We start from the raw sequence: 24383 nt of genomic DNA on the forward strand, positions 1-24383 counted from the left end.
GACGCCAGCTCAGTTCAGAATATCGGCAACCGCACCGATCAGGTTCAGCACTTTACGTGTATCGGGATCGACCCGGTACACATAGTCGCCAGCGCGGATGTAGGAATAGTTCCGGTTCAGCCCATACCTATAAGGATTGTCGACCCAACGATAATCGTTTCGGATGAAATCACCGTTTCTATAGATCTTTTTTGCTTGACCGGGCGGCACGCAAGGAATGGACTTTTTGGCCAAACCCGGTGGGCAATGTCCGTTTTTGTTTTTGGCCACGGCTGTAACTGGGGCAAGCGCCATGACCGCAAGCATCGCAATTGTCACCAGTGATTGTGTCATGCCGCTTTCCTTTGCGAACAGGCTGAAGACGCCTTGGAACATGACGGTTAGATGGCCTCTTGCCGCCTGTCTGTCAAACGGCTGGGCAAGAGGCCGCCGACGTTACTCTTCGCGCCCACGTTTTTCAAAACGTGGTAGCATCGCGCTGAAATCCCGGCCCAATCCGTCTTCATTTTCAACAAATTGTTCGTACAGGGCAGTCGCGATTTGACCCATCGGTGTGTCCGCATCAGCGCTGTCTGCTGCTTGCTGGCTGAGACGGAGGTCTTTCAGCATGAGCTCGGCAGCGAATCCAGGCGTGTAGTCATTGTCGGCCGGGCTTTGCGGGCCAACGCCGGGGGCGGGGCAATAGGCGTTCATCGTCCAGCTATAGCCTGACGACGTGCTGACCACGTCGAACATCTTTTGACGGTCCAGTCCCAGTTTGTCTGCCAGTGCAAAAGCCTCGCAGGTGGCAATCATGGTGACGCCAAGGATCATGTTGTTGCAGATCTTGGCGGCTTGTCCGGCCCCGGCTTCGCCGCAGTGAACCGCTTTTTGCCCCATGATCTCGAACAGGGGGGCAGCTTTTGCGAATGCGTCTTTCGATCCGCCAGCCATGAACGTCAGCGTACCTGCCGCTGCACCGCCGATACCGCCGGAAACCGGCGCATCCACGGACAAAAGTCCGGCTCCCATAGCCTGATCCGCAACCGCACGCGCGCTGTCCACGTCAACTGTCGAGCAGTCGACTAACACAGCCCCTTTCGACATGGCAGGAATGACCTGATCCGCAACGGCCCTTAGAATAGCACCGTTTGGCAGCATGGTGATGACCGCATCAGCACCCACGACCGCGTCAGACGCCGTTTCGACGTGGGTGACACCCTCTACATTGACGCCTGCGGTATCAAACCCCAGAACCTGATGCCCGGCCTTTGCCAGGTTGGCCGCCATGGGCGCGCCCATATTTCCCAGCCCAATGAAACCGATTTGCATCTTTTAGTCCTCCTCAAAAGTCAGGGTATCCGCGCCCAGCGGTTGCAGCATTTTCGAGACGGCCGTCAAAGGGACGTTCATATCGGGAAACTGCCAGTTCGGGCTGCGGTCTTTATCGATGATTTGCGCGCGAATACCTTCCAAAAAGTCTCCGTGTTCCATAGACCGGTGAGTAAAACGGTATTCCAACTCCAGGGCGCGTCGTATGGACAAAGCGGGGCCGCGCAGACGGTGCAGCATTTCAACCGTACAAGCCGTGGAAAGAGGGGCGTTTTTTCCCAGCGTCGACAGGGTTTTCTGTGAAAACGCCTGCTCACTGTTGCGCAGGCTCGTCACGATGTCGCCTAATGTTTCGCCTGAGAAATGCTGATCAATGTCGGCCTGCAACCCAGCCAGTTCTCCGGCGGGTGGGGTTTCGGCATGTTGTGAAATCAGCGCTGCGTCGCCAGAGGCTTCCAGCATCTCAATCAGATCGGACCAGTGCGATTGAAGGATGTAATGGTCCGCGAACCCTGCCAGAATTGCATCTGCAGGTCCCATTCGGAACCCAGTCGTTCCCAAAAACTCGCCCAACCGACCGGGGGCGAGCGCCAGCATTAGCGATCCGCCCACATCCGGTACCAGGCCAATCGAGCATTCGGGCATCGCAATTTTGGAGCTTTCCCCGACAACGCGGTGGCTACCGTGGCACCCAATGCCCACACCGCCGCCCATGGTAAAGCCCTGAAGAAAGCTGATGACCGGCTTGGGGTATTCAAAGATCATCGCATTCAGGCGGTATTCGTCGCGCCAGAATATCTGTCCGTAGGAATAGTCGCCCTTGGTACCGGTATCATAAAGCTCGGCAATGTCACCGCCCGCGCAAAAGGCTTTTTCACCTTCAGCGTCCAGAATGATCAGGTCAACGGCATCGTCTTCGCGCCAGTTGCGCATCGCCGTGTCGATCGCCATGCACATCTCGTAACTCAGTGCGTTCAGAGCATGTGGACGGGTCAGGGTGATGCGTCCGGCACGTCCTGTGGTGCGGATTTCGATGTCTGACATTGGGGCCTCAGCGGTTGGCAAGCATCTGGCGTGAAACGATCAAGCGCATGATCTCATTCGTGCCTTCCAGTATCTGATGAACTCGAAGATCGCGCACAAGCTTTTCGATGCCGTAATCGGCAAGATATCCGTAACCACCATGCAGTTGCAGGCACTGATCTACCACTTTCGATCCAGTTTCGGTTACGAACTTCTTGGCCATGGCGCAGAATTTCGTGGCGTCGGGCGCGCCGTTGTCCAGTTTCCACGCGGCTTGGCGCAGAAAGGTCCGTGCTGCTTGCAATTCAATCTCCATATCCGCCAGTCGGAACTGAAGGGCCTGAAACTGATCAATGGATTGCCCAAACGCTTTGCGTTCGGACATGTATTGCAACGTCATATCCAACCCAGCCTGAGCGGCGCCAAGCGAACAGGCCGCGATATTCAGTCGCCCGCCGTCGAGGCCCATCATGGCATATTTGAACCCGTCGCCTTCGGTGCCGACAAGATTGCCAGCCGGGATTTTGCAATCGTCGAACTGCACCTGCGCGGTGGGCTGACTTTTCCAGCCCATTTTCTCCTCCAGTGCTCCAAAACTGAGACCGGGTGTGCCATCCTCAACATAAACGGTGGAAATGCCCTTTGGGCCATCTTGGCCGGTACGCACCATGCAGACATAGGCGTCGGAATATCCGCCGCCTGAGATGAACGCCTTGGTGCCGTTCAACGTATAGCCTTCGTTCGTACGCTCAGCGCGTGTCTTCAAGGCCGCCGCGTCGGAGCCGGAACCGGGTTCGGTCAGGCAATAGCTCAGTACCGTATTGAGGCTGAGAACATCGGGCATGATACGTGCCTTCAGGTCATCATCCGCGAAGTTGTCCAACATCTTGGCACACATGTTGTGGATCGACAGGAACGCTGCGACCGAAGGGCAGGCCATCGACAACGCCTCGAATACCAAGGTGGCATCCAGGCGGGTCAGGTTCGAACCGCCGCTGTCCTCGGATACATACAAAGCCCCAAAGCCAAGCTCGCCGATCTGTGGCCACAAGGTTTTTGGAATGGTGCCATCGGATTCCCACTGCCGCGCAAAGGGTGCGATATTTTCCTGCCCAAACGCGTAGGCCATGTCGAAAATGGCTGTCTGTTCCTCGCTGAGTGCGAAATCCATGGCGTTCCCTCCCGTCGGCAATGAATTGAACGGTTGTTTATTTCCGAATTCTTACAGAAATTTTGCAGGCTCAACAATGGGTCGCGAAGAGGGCGGCGCAGCCTAGAGATCCGCGTGAAATTCCTCGATCAGGTGACGCACGACGGCTTGCCCGGGGTCGTCTCCGCGCGCGACAGCCTCGGCGTGAACCCGGCGTTGACGGGTGGCTGAGGTGCCGTTTTCTGCAATCTGCCGTAGACGCGCCAGTTCGGTCATCGTGCCAAGCGCTTCGGTATCTTCGGCCAACAACCCCATCAGGTCGCCAATCAGTTCGGACATCGGTTTGACTGAGCGGTCGCCAAAGTCAATCAACCCTTCGCCCACGCCATAACGTTGCGCGCGCCAGCGGTTTTCTCCGATCAGGAAGCGATCATATTGACGCCAACGCAGGTTACGGTCTTTCAGTCGGCACAGCATTCGGGTCAGTGCCTGAACCAGTGCCGCCAAGGACAGCGTGTGTTCCAGTCGGGGCTGTACATCCATGATCCGGGTTTCGAGCGTGGGGAAGCGATGCGACGGGCGCAGGTCCCACCAGATTTTGGTTGTGTCCTCGATCACGCCCAGATCCACAAGTATTCCCGTGGTGCGCTCGTATTCACTCCAACTGCCGAAGATAGGGGGAAGGCCTGTGCGGGGCAGGTTGTCGAACACGGTCAGGCGATAAGAGGAAAGGCCGGTATCTTCGCCGTTCCAAAAGGGAGACGATGTGGACAGCGCCAGAAGATGCGGCAAAAAGTAAGACAGCTGCGGCATCAGATCGGCGCGCAGGGCAGGGTCTTCGACCCCCACATGCACATGCATCCCGCAGATCAACATGCGACGCGCCACGCCTCCTAACGCGTGTTGCAGCGCGTCATACCGTTCCTTACGGGTGTGGTGTTGATCCTTCCAGTTGGCAAACGGATGACAGGACACAGCGATGGGGGACAGATTGTAGTCAGCAGCCCGTTTTGACACGCAAGATCGCAGGCGTTTCAGGTCTTCCCGCGCCGAGGCGATGGTGGTGTGCGGGCGCGTTCCGACTTCAATCTGACATTGCAGGAACTCGGGGCTCACCTGACCTTCGAAATCGTTTTGACAGGCCTCCATCAGCGCTTCGGGCGCTTCGGACAATTGCAGGCTGTCGCGATCTACAAGAAGGTACTCTTCTTCAATGCCCAGTGTGAATTCCTGCTGCATGGCGACCCCTTTGCCTGTCGTGCGATCCAGTGAATACGGAAATTTGCCTTTTGCCAAGGGTTTGCCCGGCTTGTCCTTGCACTGGTACGGGCGGCAATTGTAAGGAACGGATCAGCACAGACCGTGGAGCCATCGCCGTGAAACCCAGAAAATTCCCAAAGATTAACGCCGCTCTGGACGAGTTGGGGGTGAGGCTGATCGACAAGGTTACCGAAAAGGATGAACGCGCGCGGCTTGAGGCTTTTGAAGCTGCCGGAGGGCTGACACGCCCGGCCTACGCGTTATCTCCGGGTATGGAAGGTTTCGACATCGCGCAACTGGTGACGGAGTATGACCGTCACAAGGCGGATCTGCAGGCGTTGAAAGACCCGGCGCGCAATCAGACTGGCTATCGCACAGGCAACGGCTATTACGACAGCCCGGATGCAGATGCGTTGTATCTGATGAACCGCCGCTTTCAGCCCAAGCGCGTGATCGAGGTGGGGTGCGGGAACTCAACCCGCGTGACCCGGCAAGCGATTATTGACGGCGGGTTGGACACCACGATCACTGCCATTGACCCATACCCGCGGGCCGACATTGCCCATGTCGTGGACCACTTCGAACAAAAACGTCTTGAAGAAGTTGACCCGTCGCTTTTTGCCGAGCTTGAAGCCGGAGACGTTCTGTTCATCGATTCAAGCCACGTTGTACGGATGAGCAATGACGTCGCCCATCTGTTCTGCCGCATCATTCCGGCGTTGAAACCCGGCGTGGTCATTCATGTGCACGATGTTTTTTTACCCTACGAATATCCCAAACGTTTCTTCTATGATTGCCCCGGTTGGGGAGAGCAGTACATGTTGCACGCGTTGCTGCAATCTGGTGCGTATTCAATGCTTTGGCCGGGGTATTACCTTCAACAGGAACGCCCGGATGCCGTTGCCGCCTTACCGTTTCTGACTGAAGGACGAGCACAGAGCATCTGGGTGCAACTCAAAGAAAAATGATTTCAGAGTGATCCGCTGCGGCAAAAGGTCCGTACCCCTTTCCATAACACGCTGGAGAGGAGATGACAGCTATGTTCCGTCGCACATTCATGGGCGCAGCCGCCGCACTTGCATTTGCCATGCCGCTTAAGGCGCAGGCCGCTGATATTGTCGACACGGCCGTTGCCGCCGGATCGTTCAACACTTTGGTTGCTGCCGTTCAGGCCGCTGGTCTGGTTGACACGTTGAAGGGCGATGGCCCATTCACCGTTTTTGCCCCAACTGACGAGGCGTTCGCCGCTTTGCCCGAGGGTACGGTGGAATCCCTGCTGCTGCCCGAGAACAAAGATCAGCTTGTATCGATCCTGACTTATCACGTTGTGCCGGCCAAAGTGATGTCTGGCGACATTGCTGGCAAGCGCGCCAAGGTTCTGACCGTTCAGGGTGACCGGCTGAGTGTTAACGCCAAAAACGGTGTAAAAGTGAATGATGCCAAGGTTGTGCAGGCCGATATTGAGGCAAGCAACGGCGTGATTCACGTGGTCGACGCAGTTATCCTGCCGGAATAAACCACGGTTCAAAAACAACAAAGCCCCGGCGATTGACCGGGGCTTTTGCTTTTTGAGATTAGCAAATCAGACCAGACGTACCTGTGTCCCAATCTGAACCAGCGGATACAGCTCTTCCACGTGCTGATTATAGAGCCCGATACATCCCGACGAACTCTGACGACCAATTTTGCGCGTGTCATGGGTTCCGTGAACCAGGTAAGCTGGCCAGCCCAGATACATGGCACGGGTGCCCAATGGGTTGCCAGGGTCGCCACCTTCCATCCGTACAGGCAACGAGGGATCGCGCTCACGCATGGACGCCGTTGGTGTCCAGCTTGGGAATTCGGTTTTGCGTACGACTTTTGTGTAACCGCGTTTGGTGAGCTCTTCACTCATCGGGACCGAACTTGGGTAAAGCTTGTAAGTTCCGTCCGGGCTCCAGTAGTGCACAGCACGGCTGGTGATATCGGCCAGCAGGCAGCCCACGCCAAGCTCATCAAAGTGATCCTGCCAGTTCTGTTGCGAGAAGGAAGACACGTTGCGGCGTACCGGCAATTGCGTGCTGATGGCATCTTCCGTTTCTGGGAAAGCATCGGTGCTTTGTGCCCGAACAAGGGCAGGGGTTGCCACCAATGATGCTGCGCCCAACAGGGCGGAACGACGGGTCATACGGGAATGTGACAAAACTGCCTCCGATAATTTTACTGCTCGGTACACACTTGGCGGACAAAATATTTGTCTTCGAGGCATTTTTCCAGTGGGCCGTGTCTGAATTTCTTGTGATGGCGAGAACGCAGAGCGGTTTATCGGCGGAAAGATGCAAAAAACCCGGCCCACAATCGGACCGGGTTGGAAAACTCAATGGACGTTCAGATCAGTCCATGGCTTTGAAGTTAAACTCGCCACCTTCCTTTATGCCCGACGGCCAACGGGACGTGACGGTCTTGGTGCGGGTATAGAATTTGAAGCTGTCAGGGCCGTGCTGATTCAAGTCACCAAACATCGATTTCTTCCAGCCACCAAAGGTGTGATAGGCCAGCGGAACCGGGATCGGCACGTTGATACCGACCATGCCGATATTGATCCGGCTTGCAAAATCACGCGCGGTGTCACCGTCACGGGTGAAGATTGCGGTGCCGTTGCCATATTCATGGTCCATCGCCAATTTCAGAGCCTCTTCATACGAACCGGCACGCACGGTGGACAGGACCGGGCCAAAGATCTCTTGTTTGTAGATATCCATGTCCGGGGTGACGTGGTCGAACAGATGCGGGCCAACAAAGAAGCCATCTTCATAGCCCTGCAGGCTGAAATCGCGGTTGTCGACTACCAGCTTTGCGCCTTGCTCTACGCCCGAGTTGATCAGACCCAGGATACGTTCTTTGGCGGCTCCGGTCACAACCGGGCCCATGTCAACGTCGTCACCGGCGGTGTAGGGGCCAACTTTCAGCTTTTCGACACGCGGGATCAGCTTTTCGATCAGTTTGTCAGCGGTTTCTTCACCAACGGGAACCGCGACAGAGATTGCCATGCAGCGTTCGCCTGCTGCGCCAAATCCGGCACCGACCAGCGCATCGGCCGCCTGATCCAAGTCAGCGTCGGGCATGACGATCATGTGGTTCTTGGCGCCGCCAAAGCACTGGGCGCGTTTGCCGTTGGCGGTTGCGCGGCTGTAGATATATTGCGCAATCGGCGTCGAACCCACAAAGCTGACGCCCTGAATGATTTCGCTGTCGAGGATCGTGTCAACAGCTTCTTTGTCGCCGTTCACGACCTGGAACACACCCTTGGGCAGACCAGCTTCGATGAAGAGTTCAGCCAGCATCAGCGGAACGGATGGGTCACGCTCGGACGGTTTCAGGACCACGGCGTTCCCACAAGCCAGCGCCGGTCCAACATGCCAAAGCGGCATCATGGCAGGGAAGTTGAAGGGCATGATCGAACCAACAACGCCCAGAGGTTGGCGCATTGAGTACATGTCGATACCGGGGCCTGCGCTGTCAGTGAATTCACCTTTCAGCATTTGAGGCGCACCGATGCAGTATTCAATCACTTCCAGACCACGCTGCAGATCGCCTTTGGCATCGGGGATGGTTTTACCATGCTCGCGGCTTAGCGCTTCGGCCAGCTTGTCCATGTCGCGGTTCATCAGGCCAACCATGGCCATCATGACGCGCGCGCGTTTCTGCGGGTTGGTTGCGCCCCATGCGGGCTGGGCCGCGGCTGCCGCTTCAATTGCTGCCGTGGTTTCTGCCGCGCTGGCCATTGGGCATTTGTACTGAACTTCGCCGGTCGCCGGGTTGTAAACGTCGTCGAAACGACCGGATGTTCCGGCAACCATTTCGCCGTTCAAAAAATGGGTCAGGTCTTGCATCAAGAGCTCCTCCGATAGGTTTGCGCGCAGAATAGACTTGCAGAAATCCCGCGAACAGAGGCAATGTCCCAAAAGAGTTTTGCAAAAATGCAAAAGGGTTGTGGATGACACCGAACTGGGACGATATGCGGATCTTTCTGGCCGTGGCACGGGAAGAAAGCCTGTCATCCGCTGGTCGCATACTGAAGATTGATCCCGCCACTGTAGGGCGTCGCGTGGCCCGGCTCGAATCCACGTTGGAGTCCACTTTGTTCACCAAATCGCAGCAGGGTTATGTTCTGACGTCGGCGGGACAACGCCTTTTGGAACATGGGCTGCACGCCGAAGAGGCGATGCGCGCAGCCGCCGGGGCGGTGGCCGGGTCAACGAAATCGCTGAGCGGGCAGATTAGGATTGGCGCGCCGGATGGCAGTGCCAATTACCTGTTGCCGCAGGTCTGCGCAAAAATCAGCGACGCGAACCCTGATCTGGACATTCAGATACTTGCGCTGCCTCGGGTGATTAACCTGTCTCGGCGCGAGGCGGATATGGCCGTGACAGTGAGCGCGCCGACAGCCGGACAGTTGCGGGTGAAAAAAATCAGCGACTATAAACTGCACATGGTTGCCACGGACGACTATCTTCAAAAGTATGGTCCGATCCAATCTGTGGCGGATCTGAAAGGGCACAGGTTGATCGGTTACATCCCCGACATGATCTTTGACCGAGAGCTGGATTACCTGAATGACATAGGCATTGACCGTGTCGCGCTTGCATCGAACTCGGTCTCGGTCCAATTGCGACAGGTCACGCTGGGAACCGGGGTTTGTGTGGCTCATGACTTTACGCTGCCGTTCCACCCTGATCTTCGGAAAATCCTGACGGATCAAGTGAGTTTGACGCGCAGTTTCTATCTTGTTCGGCATGAAGGAGATCAGCGCAACGAACGGTTGAACCGCTTTGCTGATGCCCTGACACGCGGTATTCGCGAGGAAGTGCTTCGTTTGGAAGCAGAGGCCGACGCTTGACAGGTCGCCACAATCGCGCAACGCTTTGGAATAAGTGTCATTATTTCCGGAGGTATTCTTCATGCTTGTACAGGCCATCCTGAAGTCCAAGGCGACAGACGGCGTTGTGACTGTTGCGCCAACGGCGACGGTCTCGGAGGCCTCGAAGATTCTTGCGGAGAAGCGGATCGGGACGGTTATCATTTCCGAAGACGGCGGTGAAACGGCATCTGGTATCCTGTCGGAACGTGACATCGTCCGGGAACTGGCGGCCAGTGGCAGTGGTTGCCTGAACCAGCCGGTCCAGTCCTATATGACGCAAGATCTTGTCACGACGACGCGTCAAGCGACGGTCGAAGACATCATGTCCCGCATGACCGAAGGACGGTTCCGCCATATGCCAGTGGTGGAAGATGGCAAGCTGGTCGGTATCGTCACACTTGGCGATGTCGTGAAAGCGCAGCTGGCCGAATTGGCCATGGAAAAAGATGCTTTGGAAGGCATGATAATGGGGCACTGACGGCAAGGGTTGCCACAGCAATCACTTGCACCTGCAGCAAAGTTATGTTTGCTTGCGCAGAAATTTTGTTGCGCAGGAGGGCGCGATGCGGGTTGGATTGTATCCTGGAACCTTTGATCCCATCACCATGGGCCACATCGATATCATTCGTCGGGCGGCAGCTTTGGTCGACAAGCTGGTGATTGGTGTTGCCATCAACCGGGATAAAGGACCTTTATTTTCGTTAGAAGAGCGTGTGGCCATGATTGAAGCCGAATGTGCCCAGCTCTCTGAACAGACCGGGACCGAGATTGTCGCCCACCCATTTGAAAACCTGTTGATTGATTGTGCGCGGGATGTCGGTGCGCAGATCATTGTGCGCGGTTTGCGGGCGGTCGCAGACTTTGAGTACGAATTCCAAATGGTTGGAATGAACCGTGCTTTGGACGATTCAATCGAGACTGTCTTTCTGATGGCAGAAGCGCGCCATCAGGCAATTGCCTCGAAGTTGGTCAAGGAAATCGCCCGGTTAAATGGGGACGTGTCGAAATTCGTCACGCCCCGCGTCAACACCGCGCTGAAAGATCGGTTAGGCTAGGGCGCCCATTGCGGCGGCTGTATCCAGCATCCGGTTCGAGAATCCCCATTCATTGTCGTACCAGGCCAGTACGCGAACAAGTGTGCCGTCGGTGACTTTGGTTTCGGCCAGCGACACGGTCGAGCTGTGCGGATCGTGGTTGAAATCAATGGAAACCAATGGACGGCTTTCTGCCGCCAACACGCCGGGGATTTTGGCGGCGGCATCAATAAACAGCTGATTCACTCCCTCTTCGGTGGTTGGTCGGGAAACCTCGGCCACCAGATCAACGACCGAAACGTTCGGGGTCGGGACGCGGATCGCCTGACCCGTAAGTTTGCCTTGAAGTTGCGGCAGAACCAGACCAACTGCAGCAGCCGCACCGGTTGTGGTGGGGATCATCGACAACGCAGCGGCGCGTGAGAGGTAAGGGTCCTTTCCAACCAAGTCATGTACCGGCTGGCTGGCAGTATATGCATGAACAGTGGTCATATTACCGTGCTTGATACCAAGCCCAGCATCCAAGGCTGCGGCAACTGGAGACAGGCAGTTGGTGGTGCAGGATGCGTTCGACACGACCAAGTCTTCGGCGGTCAGTTCGTGATCGTTCACACCAAATACGACGGTCTTGACGTTGCCATCACCGCGGGCCGGGGCCGAGATCAGAACCTTTTTCGAGCCGTTCTTGAAGTGACGCTCAGCGGCCTCTCGGGTGCGGAACACACCGGTGCATTCGAGCACGACATCAATATCCGACCACGGCAGGTCTTCGGGGTTGCGTTCGCTGGTCAGACGGATCGGACCACGACCCACATCCAAACCTGCATCGCTGAGTGTAACCGGGTTGGCATAGCGACCATGCACACTGTCGAACTCAAACAAATGCGCGTTCATGTCCGGCTTGCCCAGATCGTTGATCGCCACAATCTCAACGTCTGTGCGGCCACTTTCCATTACCGCGCGCAGAACGCCGCGCCCAATCCGTCCAAATCCGTTGATCGCAAGTTTCAGGGTCATGGTCCGCTCCGTCGAAATTTCTCTGTCAGATTAGTTAGCGCTAACAACTCCAGATCAACGAAAGAGTCAAGAAAAACCTCGGTCAGCGCCAGAAAGCAAGCCAGTCCAGAAATTCGTAGAGCTTCTTGGCAAGGAACAGCAGGTGGTCGCCGCTATACAGCGTCATGTCCAGCATCACGCCCCCAAGCAGAAGTATGCCGAGCCAGATGGCGATTTGATTGGTCATGGCCGTCCCGAACAAAAATGCCCGCTCAGATAACCTGAGCGGGCATTAAGGTACAAGCGAAGTCCGAAGGGTCAGTTAAGGCGGCCCATCGCAACGGCCACATCGGCCATACGAACCGAGAAACCCCATTCGTTGTCATACCAGGCCAGAACACGGACCAGGCGATTGTCGACAACGCGGGTCTGATCCGGCGCGAAGATCGAGCTTTCTTCGGTGTGGTTGAAATCGGTCGAGACCAGCGGTGCGGGTTCAAAACCGAGTACGCGCTGCATCGGGCCTTTGGCGGCTTCTTCGACGATAGCGTTGACTTCCTCGACGGTTACATCGCGCGCGGCACGGAAGGTCAGGTCAACAGCCGAGACATTCGGGGTAGGGACGCGGATCGCGGACCCGTCCAGACGGCCTTTCAGGTTTGGCAGAACTTCGCCCAACGCCTTGGCGGCTCCGGTCGAGGTCGGGATCATCGACATAGCTGCGGCGCGGGCGCGGTACAGGTCGCTGTGGCGACGGTCCAGGGTCGGCTGATCTCCAGTATAGGCGTGGATCGTGGTCATGATGCCGTTTTCGATGCCAATACCTTCGTCCAGAACTTTGGCCAGCGGGGCTAGGCAGTTGGTGGTGCAGGAGCCATTTGAAACCATGTTGTCGTTTGCGGTCAGCGTGTTGTGGTTCACGCCGAAGACGATGGTTTTGTCGACATTCTTGCCAGGGGCGGACAATAGAACCTTGCCAGCGCCACGCTCAAGGTGGGTTTTCGCCTTGGTGCCGTCGTTAAACTTGCCGGTGCATTCCAGAACGACGTCGCAGCCTTCCCAGTCCAGCTCGGCCATGTCGTAGGTCGAGAACATCTGCATCGGACCGCGGCCCAAATCCATGGTGTTGCCTTCGATGGAAACATCACGCGGGAAACGTCCGTGGATACTGTCATATTTCAGCAGATGCGCCGAGGTTTCCAACGGGCCGGTGGCGTTGACTTTGATCACTTCGATGTCGTTGCGCCCCGAAGCGGCGATGTGCGACAGGGTGCAGCGGCCAATACGGCCAAAACCATTGATACCGACCTTGATGGTCATGTGATGTCTCCAGATGCGCTTGCTTTGTGGGCCATATAGCGGCGAAATGGGAATCTCAAAAGGGCAAAAACGGCATATTTTTAAGGTGTTAGCGCAAACCTGCGCCGATTGCGCTAACGCTTGCGCTAGCTGAGAGATCAGGTAGGGTCCGGGTGCGGCAGGTGACAGGAAAGGACACGCGATGAGCGGACTGTTGGCCCTTTTGGATGATGTGGCGGGAATTGCCAAAGTGGCGGCGGCTTCGGTCGACGACGTAGTTGCCGCGGCTGGTAAGGCCGGGGCCAAGACTGCCGGGGTGATTATCGACGACGCGGCGGTCACACCGAAATATGTTCAGGGGTTTGCGCCTGCGCGCGAGTTGCCGATCATCTGGCGCATTGCGCGGGGGTCGATTTTCAACAAGATCATCCTGTTGCTGCCGGTGGCACTGTTGCTTGCCAATTTCGCGCCTTGGCTGATCACCCCGTTACTTATGATTGGAGGGTCATATCTTTGTTTTGAGGGGGCCGAGAAGATATTTCACGTCTTGTTCCCCCATGGCAGCCACGCCATCGAACAAGACATGGACGTTCGTGACCCCGGTCATTTGGAGGAACAAAAGGTAAAAGGCGCGATCAAGACGGACTTTATCCTGTCAGCTGAGATCATGACCATTGCTTTGGCAGCGATCGAAGCGCCTAACCTGTGGATGCAGGCCGCTACGCTGGCCGTGGTCGGGATCGGGGTAACGGTCGCAGTTTATGGGTCCGTCGCGCTGATCGTGAAAATGGATGATGTCGGGCTTTATCTGGCGAGCAACGCGCCGACACCTATCGGTCGCGGTCTGGGCCGGGGGTTGGTCAAGGCAATGCCCGGCGTAATGAAAACCCTGTCTATTGTCGGAACTGCGGCGATGTTGTGGGTGGGGGGATCGATCGTCATCCACGGGATGGAGGTTCTGGGCTTTGGCTGGTTGGGTCATCACATCCACGATTGGGCATATGCCATTGGACATTCGGTGTCCGAACAATGGGTTGGGGCGGTTGAGTGGATTTCCAAGGCTACAATGGATGGCATTTTCGGTTTGGCATGGGGGCTGGTGTTAATCCCGATAGCGACCAAGGTTATCGGACCAGCGCTGGGTATGTTCTCTGGTTCTGAAGCAAAGCATTGAACCCTCACCGACAAGTGACGTTAGGTTGCAATGGCGACATGCCGCCAAAAGGTTAGTGTCGCCGAAGGTGCAACAGAACTGGTTTCCTCATGTCCGCTTATTCATTGGTCGATGTTCTTGAAGCGCGAGAGACAATTGACAACCGGCTAAAGTTTCCGGTCCCGGCGAACTGGATGCAGGGCCGCACGACTTTTGGTGGGTTTTCGTCTGCGCTGATGCTGGCTACCATCTTCGAACGGCACGACGGGTTACCTCCTTTGCGGTCCGCATTGATCAATTTCACGGCCCCGATCGGCACCCCGCCAACGATTGGCACCGAAATTCTGCGGCACGGCCGTAACGTGACGATCATCAACGTTCGAGCCGAAATCGAAGGAAAAGTCGCGGCGCTGGGTACGTTTTCGTTTGGTGTCCCTCAGGACAGCCACGTCGCGTTTGATCATCCTGCGCAACCAGCCCCGAAACCCGAAGAAACCGAACCCTATTTCCCGCCGGGTTTACCCCGACCACCCATTCCGTTTCTTGAGAATTTCGATGTCAGACTTGTTGACGGTGCTTTGCCGTTTTCAGGAGCAGAGAAAGGGTACTTGCGCCTTTGGGCGCGTCACAAAGATCCGCGGATGTGGAGCCGGATGGAAGGGTTGATCTCGGTCGCGGATCTGCCGCCGCCTGCGATCTATCCGACCCTCAAGAAACCCGGCCCAAATTCTTCGATGAACTGGATTTTCAATGTGTTGTCAGAAGAAATTGAGACGCGTGAAGGGTGGTTCCTGTTGGAACATCAACTGACAGCTGGGCACGATGGCTACAGCTCGCAAGTCATGCGTGTGTGGAATACTGACGGTGATCTGATTGTGGACGGGATGCAGTCAGTTATTATTTTCGTCTAACAAAAAAGCCCCGGCAAAAACCGGGGCTTTTTTAACTGATAAGCAGGGATTAACCCAGCAGTTCTTTGACCTTGGCAACAGTCGCCTCTGCGGTGATACCGAAATGCTTGTAAAGCTCGCCTGCCGGGGCTGACGCGCCGAAGCTCGACATGCCGATGAATCCGGCCTTAGCTTCGCGGCCACGCTCGCCCAACAACCAACGGTCCCAGCCACCTGCGCGAACAGCGGCTTCGATGCCAACGCGGACTGGGCCAGCGGGCAGAACGCGCTTGCGATAGGCTTCGTCCTGTTGCGCGAACAGCTCCATACAGGGCATCGAGACGACGCGGGTGCCGATGCCTTCGGCCTCGAGCATCGCTTTGGCTTCCATGGCCAGCGACACTTCGGACCCGGTGGCGATCAGGATGGCCTGACGCTTGCCCTCGGCTTCGGCCAGAACATAAGCACCTTGTGCAACAAGGTTCTTGGTCTTGTGCTGGGTGCGCACTGTCGGCACACCTTGGCGGGTCAGCGACAGAACCGAGGGGCTGTCCTTGAAGGTCAGCGCCAGTTCCCACGCTTCAGCCGTTTCAACCGTGTCAGCGGGGCGGAACACATAGGTGTTCGGCGTTGCGCGTGAGATGGCCAGATGCTCGACCGGTTGGTGGGTCGGGCCGTCTTCGCCCAGACCGATCGAGTCATGGGTCATCACGAAGACCGACGGGATTTTCATCAGGGCCGCCAAACGCATGGACGGGCGGGCATAGTCGGTGAAGGCCATGAACGTGCCGCCATAGGGGCGGATGCCACCATGCAGTGCCATGCCGTTCATCGCAGCGGCCATGCCGTGTTCGCGAATACCGTAGTGGATGTAGCGCCCTTTGCGGTTTTCCGGCAGGAACACACCCATATCGACCGATTTGGTGTTGTTCGAGCCGGTCAGGTCAGCCGAACCGCCAACGGTTTCGGTCATGATCGGGTTAACGACGTTCAGAACTTTTTCCGACGAAGCGCGGGTAGCCAGCTTTGGTTGATCTTCCGAAACTTGCTTTTTGAAAGAACGAATGGCGCCAGCCAGCTTTTTAGGGGCTTCAAACGCGTAGGCACGATTGAACTCGGCCTGCTTGCGTTCGGAAAGTTGTGCGAAACGCTCTTCCCAGGCTGCTCGTTCTGCAGCACCACGTGCGCCAATGGCTTCCCATGCGGATTTCACGTTTGCAGGCACTTCGAACGCGTCATGAGGCCAGTCATAGGCTTCTTTGGCTGCTTTCAACTGATCCTGATCGGTCAGCGCGCCGTGGCCTTTTGACGTATCCTGTGCTGCATGACCCAGCGCGATGTGGCTTTCACATGCGATCATGGTCGGTTTGCTGGATTTCTTCGCGTCAATAATGGCCGCATCAATGGCTTTTGGATCATGGCCATCGATCTCGATCACATGCCAGCCCGAGGCTGCGAAGCGGCGCACCTGATCGGTGCGGTCGGCAATATCGACGGTGCCGTCGATGGTGATGTTGTTGTTGTCCCAGAAGACGATCAGTTTGCTTAGTTCATGACGACCGGCCAGCGTGATCGCTTCTTGGCTGACGCCTTCCATCAGGCAGCCGTCGCCCGCGATCACGTATGTGTAGTGATCAACAACCTTCTTGCCGTAATGCGCGCGCTGGATTTCTTCGGCCATGGCAAAGCCCACAGCGTTCGAAATGCCCTGACCCAGCGGGCCGGTGGTGGTCTCGATACCGTCGACCAGGAAGTTTTCAGGGTGGCCTGCCGTTTTCGCGCCCAACTGACGGAAGTTCTTGATCTCTTCCAGTGTCACGTCTGCGTGGCCGGTGAGATACAGCAGCGAGTAAACCAGCATCGAGCCGTGACCAGCCGACAGGATGAACCGGTCGCGGTCGGGCCAGCTTGGGTTTGATGCGTCGAATTTCAGGTGCTTTTCGAACAGTACGGTCGCGACATCGGCCATGCCCATGGGCATACCGGAATGGCCGGAATTGGCGGCAGCGACGGCATCAAGGGTCAGGGTGCGGATGGCCGCAGCTTTGTCCCAGTGTTCGGGGTTGGCATTGCGCAGCGCAGTCAGGTCCACGGGCGTTGTTCCTTTGGGTTTTGAAGCAGATTGCGCGCTCAATACCATTCAATACCCAAAGTGCAAGCGGAACCGGGGTGAATCGGGGTGGGATGCATGAAGAGCGGGGCTCAAGTCGTTGAAAGCAAACAGTGGGTATTTTCTGTCGCATTCCGCTAGACTGTTAGAAGGCGGGATTCGGTTTTGATTCGGATCGCATCGAAACAGAATGAACCTTGATAAAGAGGTGACAGGGGCATGAGCCAGATAGAAGACTTACAGCACCGCATTATTGCTGCGATGGACCGCATCGGCGCGGGTGTCGATGCATTGGGCGCTGCACCCCGGGATATTGCACCGGACGAGGGGCTTCAAACGGCACTTGAGGACGAACGCGTCGCCAACGCGCAGCTTCAGGAACGGCTGAAATCTCTGAAACAACAGCATGAACAGCAAGTTGATGACTTGCGCGCCGATCTTGAGGAACTACGCGCTGCCCCGTCTGACAGCGCTGAAACCGACGCACTGCGCGCCGAGCTAGAGGAAGCCCGTGCCAAGATCACTTCGGTGGAAGCGGCACGTGCCGAGCTGGCCGAAGCCAAGGCAGCGCTGGACAACAGCGCGGAGCTGGACTCACTAAAAGCCGAAAACGAAAAGATGCGGGCAGAGTTGGACGCATTGGAAGATCCTGAGCCGTTAAAGGCGGAACTGGAACAGCTGCGCGGAATGCTGGATCAGGCCAAGGCGGTTGAGGCGGAAAACAACCGCCTAAAGACCGAGTTGGAAGATACCGTGCGTGTCGATGATCTGAGCGCTGAGCTGGAAATGTTGCGTGCTGAACGGGCCAGTCATGGGGCAGCAATGTCTCGTCTGGATGACGATTTGCAGCGCATGCGCAAAGCGAATGAACAATTGCGTAGTGCCGTTGACGAATTGCGTGCGGCGGCCACCGAGGGTTTGACAGACGCGGAACTCTTGAACCGCGCAACAGTCGCCGAACTAGAGGCCACGCGCGCGGCGCAAGCCTCGGACGCGGCTGAAGCGCAGGCTGTTCTGGCGCGGCTGGAACCTCTGCTGTCGCAGGCGAAACTTGTAGAAGGTGAGGTAGAATAATGCCCGAAGTGACCATAAATATCGGCGGTCGCGGCTTTGACGTCTCGTGCAGGGACGGTGAGGAGCCCTTTCTGCATTCCGCAGCCAAAATGCTGGACGATGAAGCTCAGGTTTTGTCCGATCAGATCGGCAGGATGCCTGAATCCCGGATGCTTCTGATGGCCGGTCTCATGCTGGCTGACAAAACAGCGGCGACAGAAGACAAGGTGAAATCGCTTGAGGCCAAGCTGGCCGAGGCTGAGGCTGAACTTCAGGGCCTCAGGAACGCTCCGCCGCCAGAGCCGGAGCGGGTCGAAGTGGCGGTGGTTCCGCCCTCTGTCACGGACACACTGGCAGAGCTGGCAGCACGGGCAGAAGCCCTTGCAGCTGTCGTCGAGGAGAAGAAAGCATAATGACTTTGTTGCGAAACGCGCTGTTCGCTGCTGCGCTGGCTTTGCCTGCAACATCTGCAATGGCAGAGATTGACATATTGTCCGTCATATTCACCTGCGAGAACGGCATACCTTTGCCTGTGACTTACTTCAACGCGCCAGATGGTTCGGGTGCGGCGGCAACAATGGTGGATAATACTCTGGTCGCCATGCGCCAGGTGGAAAGCGGATCAGGCATCCGGTACGAATCCACCGGCGATGAGGGAACCTATATCCTGCGCTCAAAAGGCTGGAACGCGTCGATCAGCTATTTGGCGGCAGGTGCCGCCAATGAGCAGACGATCTATCAGGACTGTTCCAGCCGGTAATTTGGCTTAAGCGTTTGCTTCACGAATTTTGTCGGCTGCATCTTTGTTGTAGCCGACACCGTTTTCGTCAAACAGTGTGTCCAGTTCACCCGACAAGGTCATTTCAGTGATGATGTCGCAACCGCCAACGAATTCGCCTTTGACGTACAGCTGCGGCACGGTCGGCCAATCCGAGTAGTCCTTGATACCCTGACGGATTTCTTCGTCTGCCAGAACGTTCACGTCGGCATAGTCGACGCCCATATAGTTTAGTACGCCTGCCACACGGGATGAGAAGCCGCACTGCGGCATCTCTTTGGTGCCTTTCATATACAGCACCACGTCATTGGCTTTGACGGTTTCATCGATCTGGGTTTTCACATCGGTCATTTCGCGTTTCCTTTGCTCTTCGGCATTATTGCTTTGGCGTAGTTTTGTGGGTCTTTGGGGATATGGGTCTGCGCCGAGCCAATTGCACCGTCATGTGATGAGTAAGATGAGTGGAGAAGGTGGTTTCCACGTCCAGGTGACGATCCTCGGTTTGTATTGCGCCCAGTCTTTGAATGGTTCAACGCTATCAGCGCGATGAGCACGACAAAGACGGAAACAGCAATCAAAATAACGATCGCGTGCTCCATATCACTCCGGCACTTTGGTGGTCAGCGCCAGCGCGTGCAGTTCTCCATCCGGGCCGTCCATTTTGCCTTTCAGGGCCGCGTAGACAGCGCGTTGCTGTTGAACGCGGTTCTTGCCGCGAAAGCTTTCGTCCACGACCATGGCGGACATATGCACGCCATCGCTGCCGCCAACCTGAATTTCCGCGTTGGGAAAGCTCTCGCGCAGCAGGGTTTCAATCTCGTGGGCGCTCATCGGCATGTAGGTTCACTCCTGAAAGTCTTTCCCAAGATGTAGAGCGATGGGGCGGGGCGTGCAAGATGGCACGTGTCGACAAACTCGGCAAATCCTACCCGCGGTTAGACGCATAGGATTTCCGTGTTTGAGACGAGCTGAAGCCTGTATTTTAGGCCACAGCCGCGGCAAAGCTGGTGCGGAAGGTGTCCGTCAGCTCGGCAAGCGGAGCCTCGGAGCCACCGATTTTCACGCTATCACCGGTGAAGCGTCCAACCGAGACCAGCGGAACACCGGCCTGACCGGCAGCAATCATCAGTGCCTCGGCCTGGTCGAAGTTGCAGGCGACCAGATAGCGGGCCTGATCTTCGCCAAACAGGAATTCGGTCGGGGCCTCGTCCAGGTGAACACCAACGCCAGCCGCTTCGGCCAATTCAAAGGCGGCCAGTGCAAGACCGCCATCGCCAAGGTCGGTACACGCTTTGATCATCTCGCGGTTGGCGCGAATGAAGTCACCGTTGCGCTTTTCAGCATCCAGATCGACATGCGGCGCATCGCCGTCTTCGCGGTTGAACACTTCGGCAAGCAGGGCGGATTGACCAAGATGGCCTTTGGTTTCACCAATGATCAGCGCTACGTGGCCTTCGCGAACCTCGTTGCCGATGATCTCGTCCGAATGGGACAACAGGCCAACCGCACCGATGGTCGGTGTTGGAAGGATCGCTTGACCGTCGGTCTCGTTGTACAGCGACACGTTGCCCGAAACGATAGGCATATCCAACGCGCCGACGGCAGCACCGATGCCCTGAATGGCGCCAACAAACTGGCCCATGATCTCGGGTTTTTCAGGGTTGCCGAAGTTCAGGTTGTCTGTGGTGGCCAGCGGTTTGGCCCCAACAGCGGTCAGGTTGCGATAGGCTTCGGCCACAGCTTGTTTGCCGCCTTCAACCGGGTTGGCGCGCACATAGCGTGGGGTCACGTCACTGGTGAAGGCCAGCACCTTGTCGGTTCCATGGACGCGTACCATGCCTGCGCCCAGACCCGGTGTGCGGGCGCTATCCGCCATGACCATGGTGTCGTATTGTTCGTACACCCACTGCTTGCCCGCGTAGTTGGGCGAAGAGAGCAGGGCGCGCAGCCCGTCAATAGGGTCGATCTGAGGGACTTCGGCCAGTTCTTCGGCCTCGGGCGTCGGTTCCCATGGGCGGTCATATTCCGGCGCAGTCGAAGACAGTTTGGACAGAACCAGATCGGCTTTCACCTCGCCATTGTGCATGATCAGGAAGCGGTCCTCGGCAATGGTCTCTCCAACAATGGCAAAGTCCAGATCCCATTTCTCGAACACGGCGCGGGCCTCAGCCTCTAGTTCGGGCTTGAGAACCATCAGCATGCGTTCCTGAGATTCCGACAGCATCATCTCATAGGCTGTCATATTCTCTTCGCGCTGAGGTACGTTTTCCAGATCAAGACGTACGCCCAGGCCACCCTTGTCGCCCATTTCAACAGCGGAGCAGGTTAGGCCAGCGGCACCCATATCCTGGATTGAGATCACGGCACCGGTCTGCATCAGTTCCAGCGTCGCTTCCATCAGGCGCTTTTCCGTGAAGGGGTCGCCGACCTGAACGGTGGGGCGTTTTTCTTCGATGGTGTCGTCAAACTCGGCAGACGCCATGGTCGCACCCCCGACGCCGTCACGGCCGGTTTTTGCGCCCAAATAAACGACCGGCATACCCACGCCGGAGGCGGCCGAGTAGAAAATCTTGTCGCTGTCGGCCAGACCTGCCGCGAATGCGTTCACGAGGCAGTTGCCGTTATAGGCCGGGTGGAAACGGACTTCACCGCCCACGCAAGGCACGCCGAAGCAGTTGCCATAACCGCCAATTCCTTCGACCACGCCATTCACCAGCTGGCGGGTTTTGTGGTGGCCGGGCTCGCCGAAGGACAGAGCGTTCATGGATGCGATGGGACGCGCACCCATGGTGAATACGTCGCGCAGGATGCCTCCGACACCGGTCGCGGCACCTTGGTAGGGTTCGATATAAGACGGGTGGTTGTGGCTTTCCATCTTGAAGACCACGGCCTGACCGTCGCCGATGTCAACCACGCCGGCGTTTTCACCCGGACCACAGATCACCTGAGGGCCCGAGGTGGGCAGGGTGCGCAGCCATTTCTTGGACGACTTGTAAGAACAATGCTCGTTCCACATGGCCGAGAAGATACCCAGTTCGGTAAAGGTCGGTTCACGCCCAATGATCTCGAGGATCATGTCGTATTCCTCGGGCTTGAGCCCATGTGCAGCAATCAGATCGGGTGTGATGGCGGGCTCTTGCATCTTCTGTCCTGTGTCCAAGTGGGCCGAGATTGCGCGCCTTTTAGGGCAAGCGGGCGCGTGTGGAAAGGGTCAAGACGGCGCAGGGTGCGTCTTTCAAAGAAAAACGGAACCGACGGTAGGGTCGGTTCCGTAAAAGGCACTTCGTAACAAGCGCAAATCTTGGAGGCAAACCGCGAAGGTTACGCTGAACCTTGATCCTTGTTGAGTTCGGCTGCCGCTGCGGCACCGACTGCCGTCTTCTGTTCCGGTGTCAGGTTCTCGGCCTCGTCCAGACCCGGGATCGCAACGCGCACCTCGCGGCGGGCAAAGTCGATGCCGTTTTCCTTGAAGGCGGCCTTGACGCGGTTGAAGATCTCCTTGCGCAGGGTGAACTGCTTGCCGGGCTTGGCCATGAACTTGCCGCGGATGATCATGCCGACATCGTCAAAGTCGAAGACACCCTGAGACTTGAAGGGCTGAAGGAAACCATCCTTGTGGGTTTCGTCCTCCATCATCTCGGCACCGATCTTTTTGAAGATCTTTTTGACCTTGTTGGGGTCGGTGTCGAAAGGCACTGTGAACTTGAGCTTCATGATCACCCAGTCGCGGCTGAAATTGGTCAGTTTCTGAATCTCACCGTAAGGAATGGTGTGCACCGGACCGCGGTGGTGACGCAGTTGCATCGACCGGATCGAGATTTTCTCGACTGTGCCCATCGTGCCTCCAACATCCACATACTCGCCCACGCGAAAGGCGTCGTCGATCAGGAAGAAAATACCGCCCACGATATCGGCAACCAGTTTCTGCGCGCCAAAACCGATGGCCAGACCCAGAACACCGGCACCTGCCAGCAGCGGCGTGATGTTGATGCCCAAAGCGCCCAAAGCCAAAAGGCCGAAGATGACCGCAATGGTGATCTGAGCGGTGATCCGCAGCAGCGGCAGCACCGTTGCCAGACGCGATCCACCAGCGCCGCCACCTTCGCCGCCGGCTTCTTCATCCAGCGCTTCTGCCGCTGTTTGTTCACGCGCCAGACGCCTGTTGATGTAGAGCGACACGAACTCGTTCAGAATATAACCGACAGCGATGATCAGCAGGAACTCGATCACGGCGCCACCCACTTCGGCGCTGACTCCGGCCGAGGCGACATTGCGTAGATCCAGCTGCCAAGCCCTTGCAATCATGAAGACCACAAACAGACCAGCCACAACGCGCCCGATGCGGATATAGCTGCGCTTGGCAGATCTGTAGGCCCGTTCGGCCAGGGGGCCTTCGCCAGACATCGGAGGTTGCAGGTGACGCACCAACCCGCGGATGAGCGTGTCGAGCGCAGGTGCAATCAGCAACCAGAACATCGTTGCGAAATGCGCGCCGCCGACAAGCAGTCTGAGCGTTGCCGGATTTCGCTGGGCAACCAGAAACTCGACCAGCAGCCAAATGACCACCGAAACCCCGATTGCGAAGTAGGGGTAATACCGGGCCACTTCCTCGTCGAACTTGGTGTAATCGGGGTCTGTTCCCAGCATCATCTGCGACAACCCTTCGCGGGCGGTCCAGGCGATCCAACCGATATAGATATGGATAGCCGCGTTGAGCCAGAACCCGATCCGTGTCTCGTCACCCGAAATGCCGTTCAGCGCGTTGAAGCGCAGGATGAACAACGTAAAGCCAATCAGGACCAAAAGTCCGATCAGGTTGCGGTGAAGGTATTTTGCCCAATGGTCGTTGATATTGACCAACCTATACTGTGGTTTCTGCGGGGCCAGCACGAACCGAGAAACCGCCGCGCCCAAGCGTGGAACCCAGATCAGGTAGAAGACAAATGGAGCAGCATAAGTGATCTGTTCAGGTGTCAGTAGACCGCGACCAACTGCGCGTATGACGACGTAGAAAACGATCAACCCGGCAATTTCTCGGCAAAAGCGGCTGAAAAGGTAGCGCGCGGCGCCCCAAAGATCCGCTTCGTCCGCCACCTCGGTTGTTTTGTGCCAACGGCGGGTGAACAGGCCGAACAGCTTTTCTGCGATATACCCAACCACCAGGACCGAAAGGATAAGCCCCAGTAGGGTAAAGACCCCGGTTGTTCCAAATGTCCCAGAAAAATTGCTGAACGCAGTTATTTGAGCTGTGACGATATTTGGCATCGTCGTCATTACATGAGTCCAGGATGAAACCATTTCGGCCCAGATCTCATTGATCTCGGTCAGAGGATCTTCCTGCTTCTCTTTTTCTTCGGCTTGTTTCTTGGCGACGGCATCCAGACGTTCAAGCAGGATGGCGCGCACCTGATCGTCCGACATGCGTG

25 protein-coding genes are annotated in these 24383 nt (G+C 56.9%); 10 read left to right on the forward strand and 15 right to left on the reverse strand.

The features are described 5' to 3' along the window. Window positions 1–9 precede the first annotated feature (9 nt). The 5 genes from GS636_RS00975 to GS636_RS00995 form a co-directional block, all read right to left on the reverse strand. Window positions 10–333: a hypothetical protein gene (locus GS636_RS00975; protein ID WP_171668144.1), complete on the reverse strand. Its 324-nt coding sequence runs from the start codon at window positions 331–333 to the stop codon at window positions 10–12. A 102-nt stretch (window positions 334–435) separates the two neighbouring features. After that, the gene (gene mmsB, locus GS636_RS00980) at window positions 436–1311 is read right to left on the reverse strand and encodes a 3-hydroxyisobutyrate dehydrogenase (RefSeq protein WP_171668145.1); all 876 of its coding nucleotides are present in this window, start codon (window positions 1309–1311) and stop codon (window positions 436–438) included. A 3-nt stretch (window positions 1312–1314) separates the two neighbouring features. Continuing rightward, complete coding sequence (locus tag GS636_RS00985) at window positions 1315–2355, reverse strand: enoyl-CoA hydratase/isomerase family protein (RefSeq protein ID WP_171668146.1); 1041 nt, start codon at window positions 2353–2355, stop codon at window positions 1315–1317. A gap of 7 nt (window positions 2356–2362) precedes the next feature. Further along, entirely contained in the window at window positions 2363–3505 is a 1143-nt protein-coding gene (locus GS636_RS00990) for an acyl-CoA dehydrogenase family protein (protein ID WP_171668147.1), read from the reverse strand. Window positions 3506–3607: 102 nt separating this feature from the next. After that, window positions 3608–4723 (reverse strand): carboxylate-amine ligase, encoded by a 1116-nt coding sequence (locus GS636_RS00995; protein WP_171668309.1) that lies wholly within the window; start codon window positions 4721–4723, stop codon window positions 3608–3610. 137 nt (window positions 4724–4860) lie between these two features. On the opposite strand from GS636_RS00995, the gene GS636_RS01000 reads away from it, so the two are divergent. After that, the gene (locus GS636_RS01000; protein WP_171668148.1) at window positions 4861–5712 is read left to right on the forward strand and encodes a class I SAM-dependent methyltransferase; all 852 of its coding nucleotides are present in this window, start codon (window positions 4861–4863) and stop codon (window positions 5710–5712) included. 71 nt (window positions 5713–5783) lie between these two features. After that, entirely contained in the window at window positions 5784–6260 is a 477-nt protein-coding gene (locus tag GS636_RS01005) for a fasciclin domain-containing protein (protein ID WP_171105223.1), read from the forward strand. Window positions 6261–6326: 66 nt separating this feature from the next. Here the strand turns inward: GS636_RS01005 and GS636_RS01010 are convergent, their stop codons facing one another. Then, the gene (locus tag GS636_RS01010) at window positions 6327–6911 is read right to left on the reverse strand and encodes a L,D-transpeptidase (protein ID WP_171089788.1); all 585 of its coding nucleotides are present in this window, start codon (window positions 6909–6911) and stop codon (window positions 6327–6329) included. Window positions 6912–7116: 205 nt separating this feature from the next. After that, window positions 7117–8616 (reverse strand): CoA-acylating methylmalonate-semialdehyde dehydrogenase, encoded by a 1500-nt coding sequence (locus GS636_RS01015; RefSeq protein ID WP_171174270.1) that lies wholly within the window; start codon window positions 8614–8616, stop codon window positions 7117–7119. Window positions 8617–8720: 104 nt separating this feature from the next. Between GS636_RS01015 and GS636_RS01020 the strand changes: the two genes are divergently transcribed. From GS636_RS01020 to coaD, 3 genes are all read left to right on the forward strand, one after another. Further along, entirely contained in the window at window positions 8721–9623 is a 903-nt protein-coding gene (locus GS636_RS01020) for a LysR family transcriptional regulator (protein ID WP_171668149.1), read from the forward strand. Between the two features lie 61 nt (window positions 9624–9684). Then, a complete protein-coding gene (locus tag GS636_RS01025; protein ID WP_171089793.1) occupies window positions 9685–10122 on the forward strand; it encodes a CBS domain-containing protein in 438 nt (145 codons plus the stop codon). 85 nt (window positions 10123–10207) lie between these two features. Then, on the forward strand, window positions 10208–10699 hold the full coding sequence (gene coaD / locus GS636_RS01030) for a pantetheine-phosphate adenylyltransferase (RefSeq protein WP_171668150.1): 492 nt from the start codon (window positions 10208–10210) through the stop codon (window positions 10697–10699). On the opposite strand, the gene gap (GS636_RS01035) is transcribed toward coaD, so the two are convergent. From gap (GS636_RS01035) to gap (GS636_RS01045), 3 genes are all read right to left on the reverse strand, one after another. Continuing rightward, on the reverse strand, window positions 10691–11695 hold the full coding sequence (gene gap / locus GS636_RS01035) for a type I glyceraldehyde-3-phosphate dehydrogenase (protein WP_171668151.1): 1005 nt from the start codon (window positions 11693–11695) through the stop codon (window positions 10691–10693). The two genes, coaD and gap (GS636_RS01035), sit on opposite strands and share 9 nt — an antisense overlap. 82 nt (window positions 11696–11777) lie before the next feature. Then, window positions 11778–11921, reverse strand: a complete 144-nt coding sequence (locus GS636_RS01040; RefSeq protein WP_171089800.1) for a hypothetical protein — start codon at window positions 11919–11921, stop codon at window positions 11778–11780. A gap of 71 nt (window positions 11922–11992) precedes the next feature. Further along, on the reverse strand, window positions 11993–12994 hold the full coding sequence (gap, locus tag GS636_RS01045) for a type I glyceraldehyde-3-phosphate dehydrogenase (RefSeq protein ID WP_171668152.1): 1002 nt from the start codon (window positions 12992–12994) through the stop codon (window positions 11993–11995). 181 nt (window positions 12995–13175) lie between these two features. Here gap (GS636_RS01045) and GS636_RS01050 point away from each other — a divergent pair, with 181 nt between their 5' ends. Both GS636_RS01050 and GS636_RS01055 read left to right on the forward strand, forming a co-directional pair. Next, window positions 13176–14147: a DUF808 domain-containing protein gene (locus tag GS636_RS01050; protein ID WP_171668153.1), complete on the forward strand. Its 972-nt coding sequence runs from the start codon at window positions 13176–13178 to the stop codon at window positions 14145–14147. A gap of 89 nt (window positions 14148–14236) precedes the next feature. Beyond that, on the forward strand, window positions 14237–15037 hold the full coding sequence (locus tag GS636_RS01055) for a thioesterase family protein (RefSeq protein WP_171668154.1): 801 nt from the start codon (window positions 14237–14239) through the stop codon (window positions 15035–15037). A gap of 49 nt (window positions 15038–15086) precedes the next feature. Here GS636_RS01055 and tkt read toward each other — a convergent pair whose 3' ends face one another. Continuing rightward, complete coding sequence (gene tkt, locus GS636_RS01060; RefSeq protein WP_171668155.1) at window positions 15087–17108, reverse strand: transketolase; 2022 nt, start codon at window positions 17106–17108, stop codon at window positions 15087–15089. 237 nt (window positions 17109–17345) lie between these two features. Here tkt and GS636_RS01065 point away from each other — a divergent pair, with 237 nt between their 5' ends. From GS636_RS01065 to GS636_RS01075, 3 genes are read left to right on the forward strand one after another with little or no spacing between them, the layout of a single operon-like run. Next, entirely contained in the window at window positions 17346–18200 is an 855-nt protein-coding gene (locus GS636_RS01065; protein ID WP_171668156.1) for a hypothetical protein, read from the forward strand. Continuing rightward, window positions 18200–18592 (forward strand): cell division protein ZapA, encoded by a 393-nt coding sequence (locus GS636_RS01070; protein WP_171089813.1) that lies wholly within the window; start codon window positions 18200–18202, stop codon window positions 18590–18592. Before GS636_RS01065 ends, GS636_RS01070 begins: the two co-directional genes overlap by 1 nt. Continuing rightward, window positions 18592–18939: an MliC family protein gene (locus GS636_RS01075; protein WP_171668157.1), complete on the forward strand. Its 348-nt coding sequence runs from the start codon at window positions 18592–18594 to the stop codon at window positions 18937–18939. Before GS636_RS01070 ends, GS636_RS01075 begins: the two co-directional genes overlap by 1 nt. Window positions 18940–18945: 6 nt before the next feature. Here the strand turns inward: GS636_RS01075 and grxD are convergent, their stop codons facing one another. From grxD to GS636_RS01095, 4 genes are all read right to left on the reverse strand, one after another. Beyond that, on the reverse strand, window positions 18946–19308 hold the full coding sequence (gene grxD, locus GS636_RS01080) for a Grx4 family monothiol glutaredoxin (RefSeq protein ID WP_171089818.1): 363 nt from the start codon (window positions 19306–19308) through the stop codon (window positions 18946–18948). Between the two features lie 249 nt (window positions 19309–19557). Next, window positions 19558–19794, reverse strand: a complete 237-nt coding sequence (locus GS636_RS01085) for a BolA/IbaG family iron-sulfur metabolism protein (protein ID WP_039530494.1) — start codon at window positions 19792–19794, stop codon at window positions 19558–19560. A 145-nt stretch (window positions 19795–19939) separates the two neighbouring features. Continuing rightward, window positions 19940–22099 carry a phosphoribosylformylglycinamidine synthase subunit PurL gene (purL, locus tag GS636_RS01090; RefSeq protein ID WP_171668158.1) on the reverse strand — a complete coding sequence of 720 codons (2160 nt, stop codon included), beginning with the start codon at window positions 22097–22099 and terminating at the stop codon, window positions 19940–19942. Between the two features lie 179 nt (window positions 22100–22278). Next, a complete protein-coding gene (locus GS636_RS01095; RefSeq protein ID WP_253284717.1) occupies window positions 22279–24378 on the reverse strand; it encodes a mechanosensitive ion channel family protein in 2100 nt (699 codons plus the stop codon). Between the last annotated feature and the right edge of the window lie 5 nt (window positions 24379–24383).

Origin of the sequence: Ruegeria sp. HKCCD4884 (assembly GCF_013110855.1) — a bacterium.
Classification (GTDB): Bacteria; Pseudomonadota; Alphaproteobacteria; order Rhodobacterales; family Rhodobacteraceae; genus Ruegeria.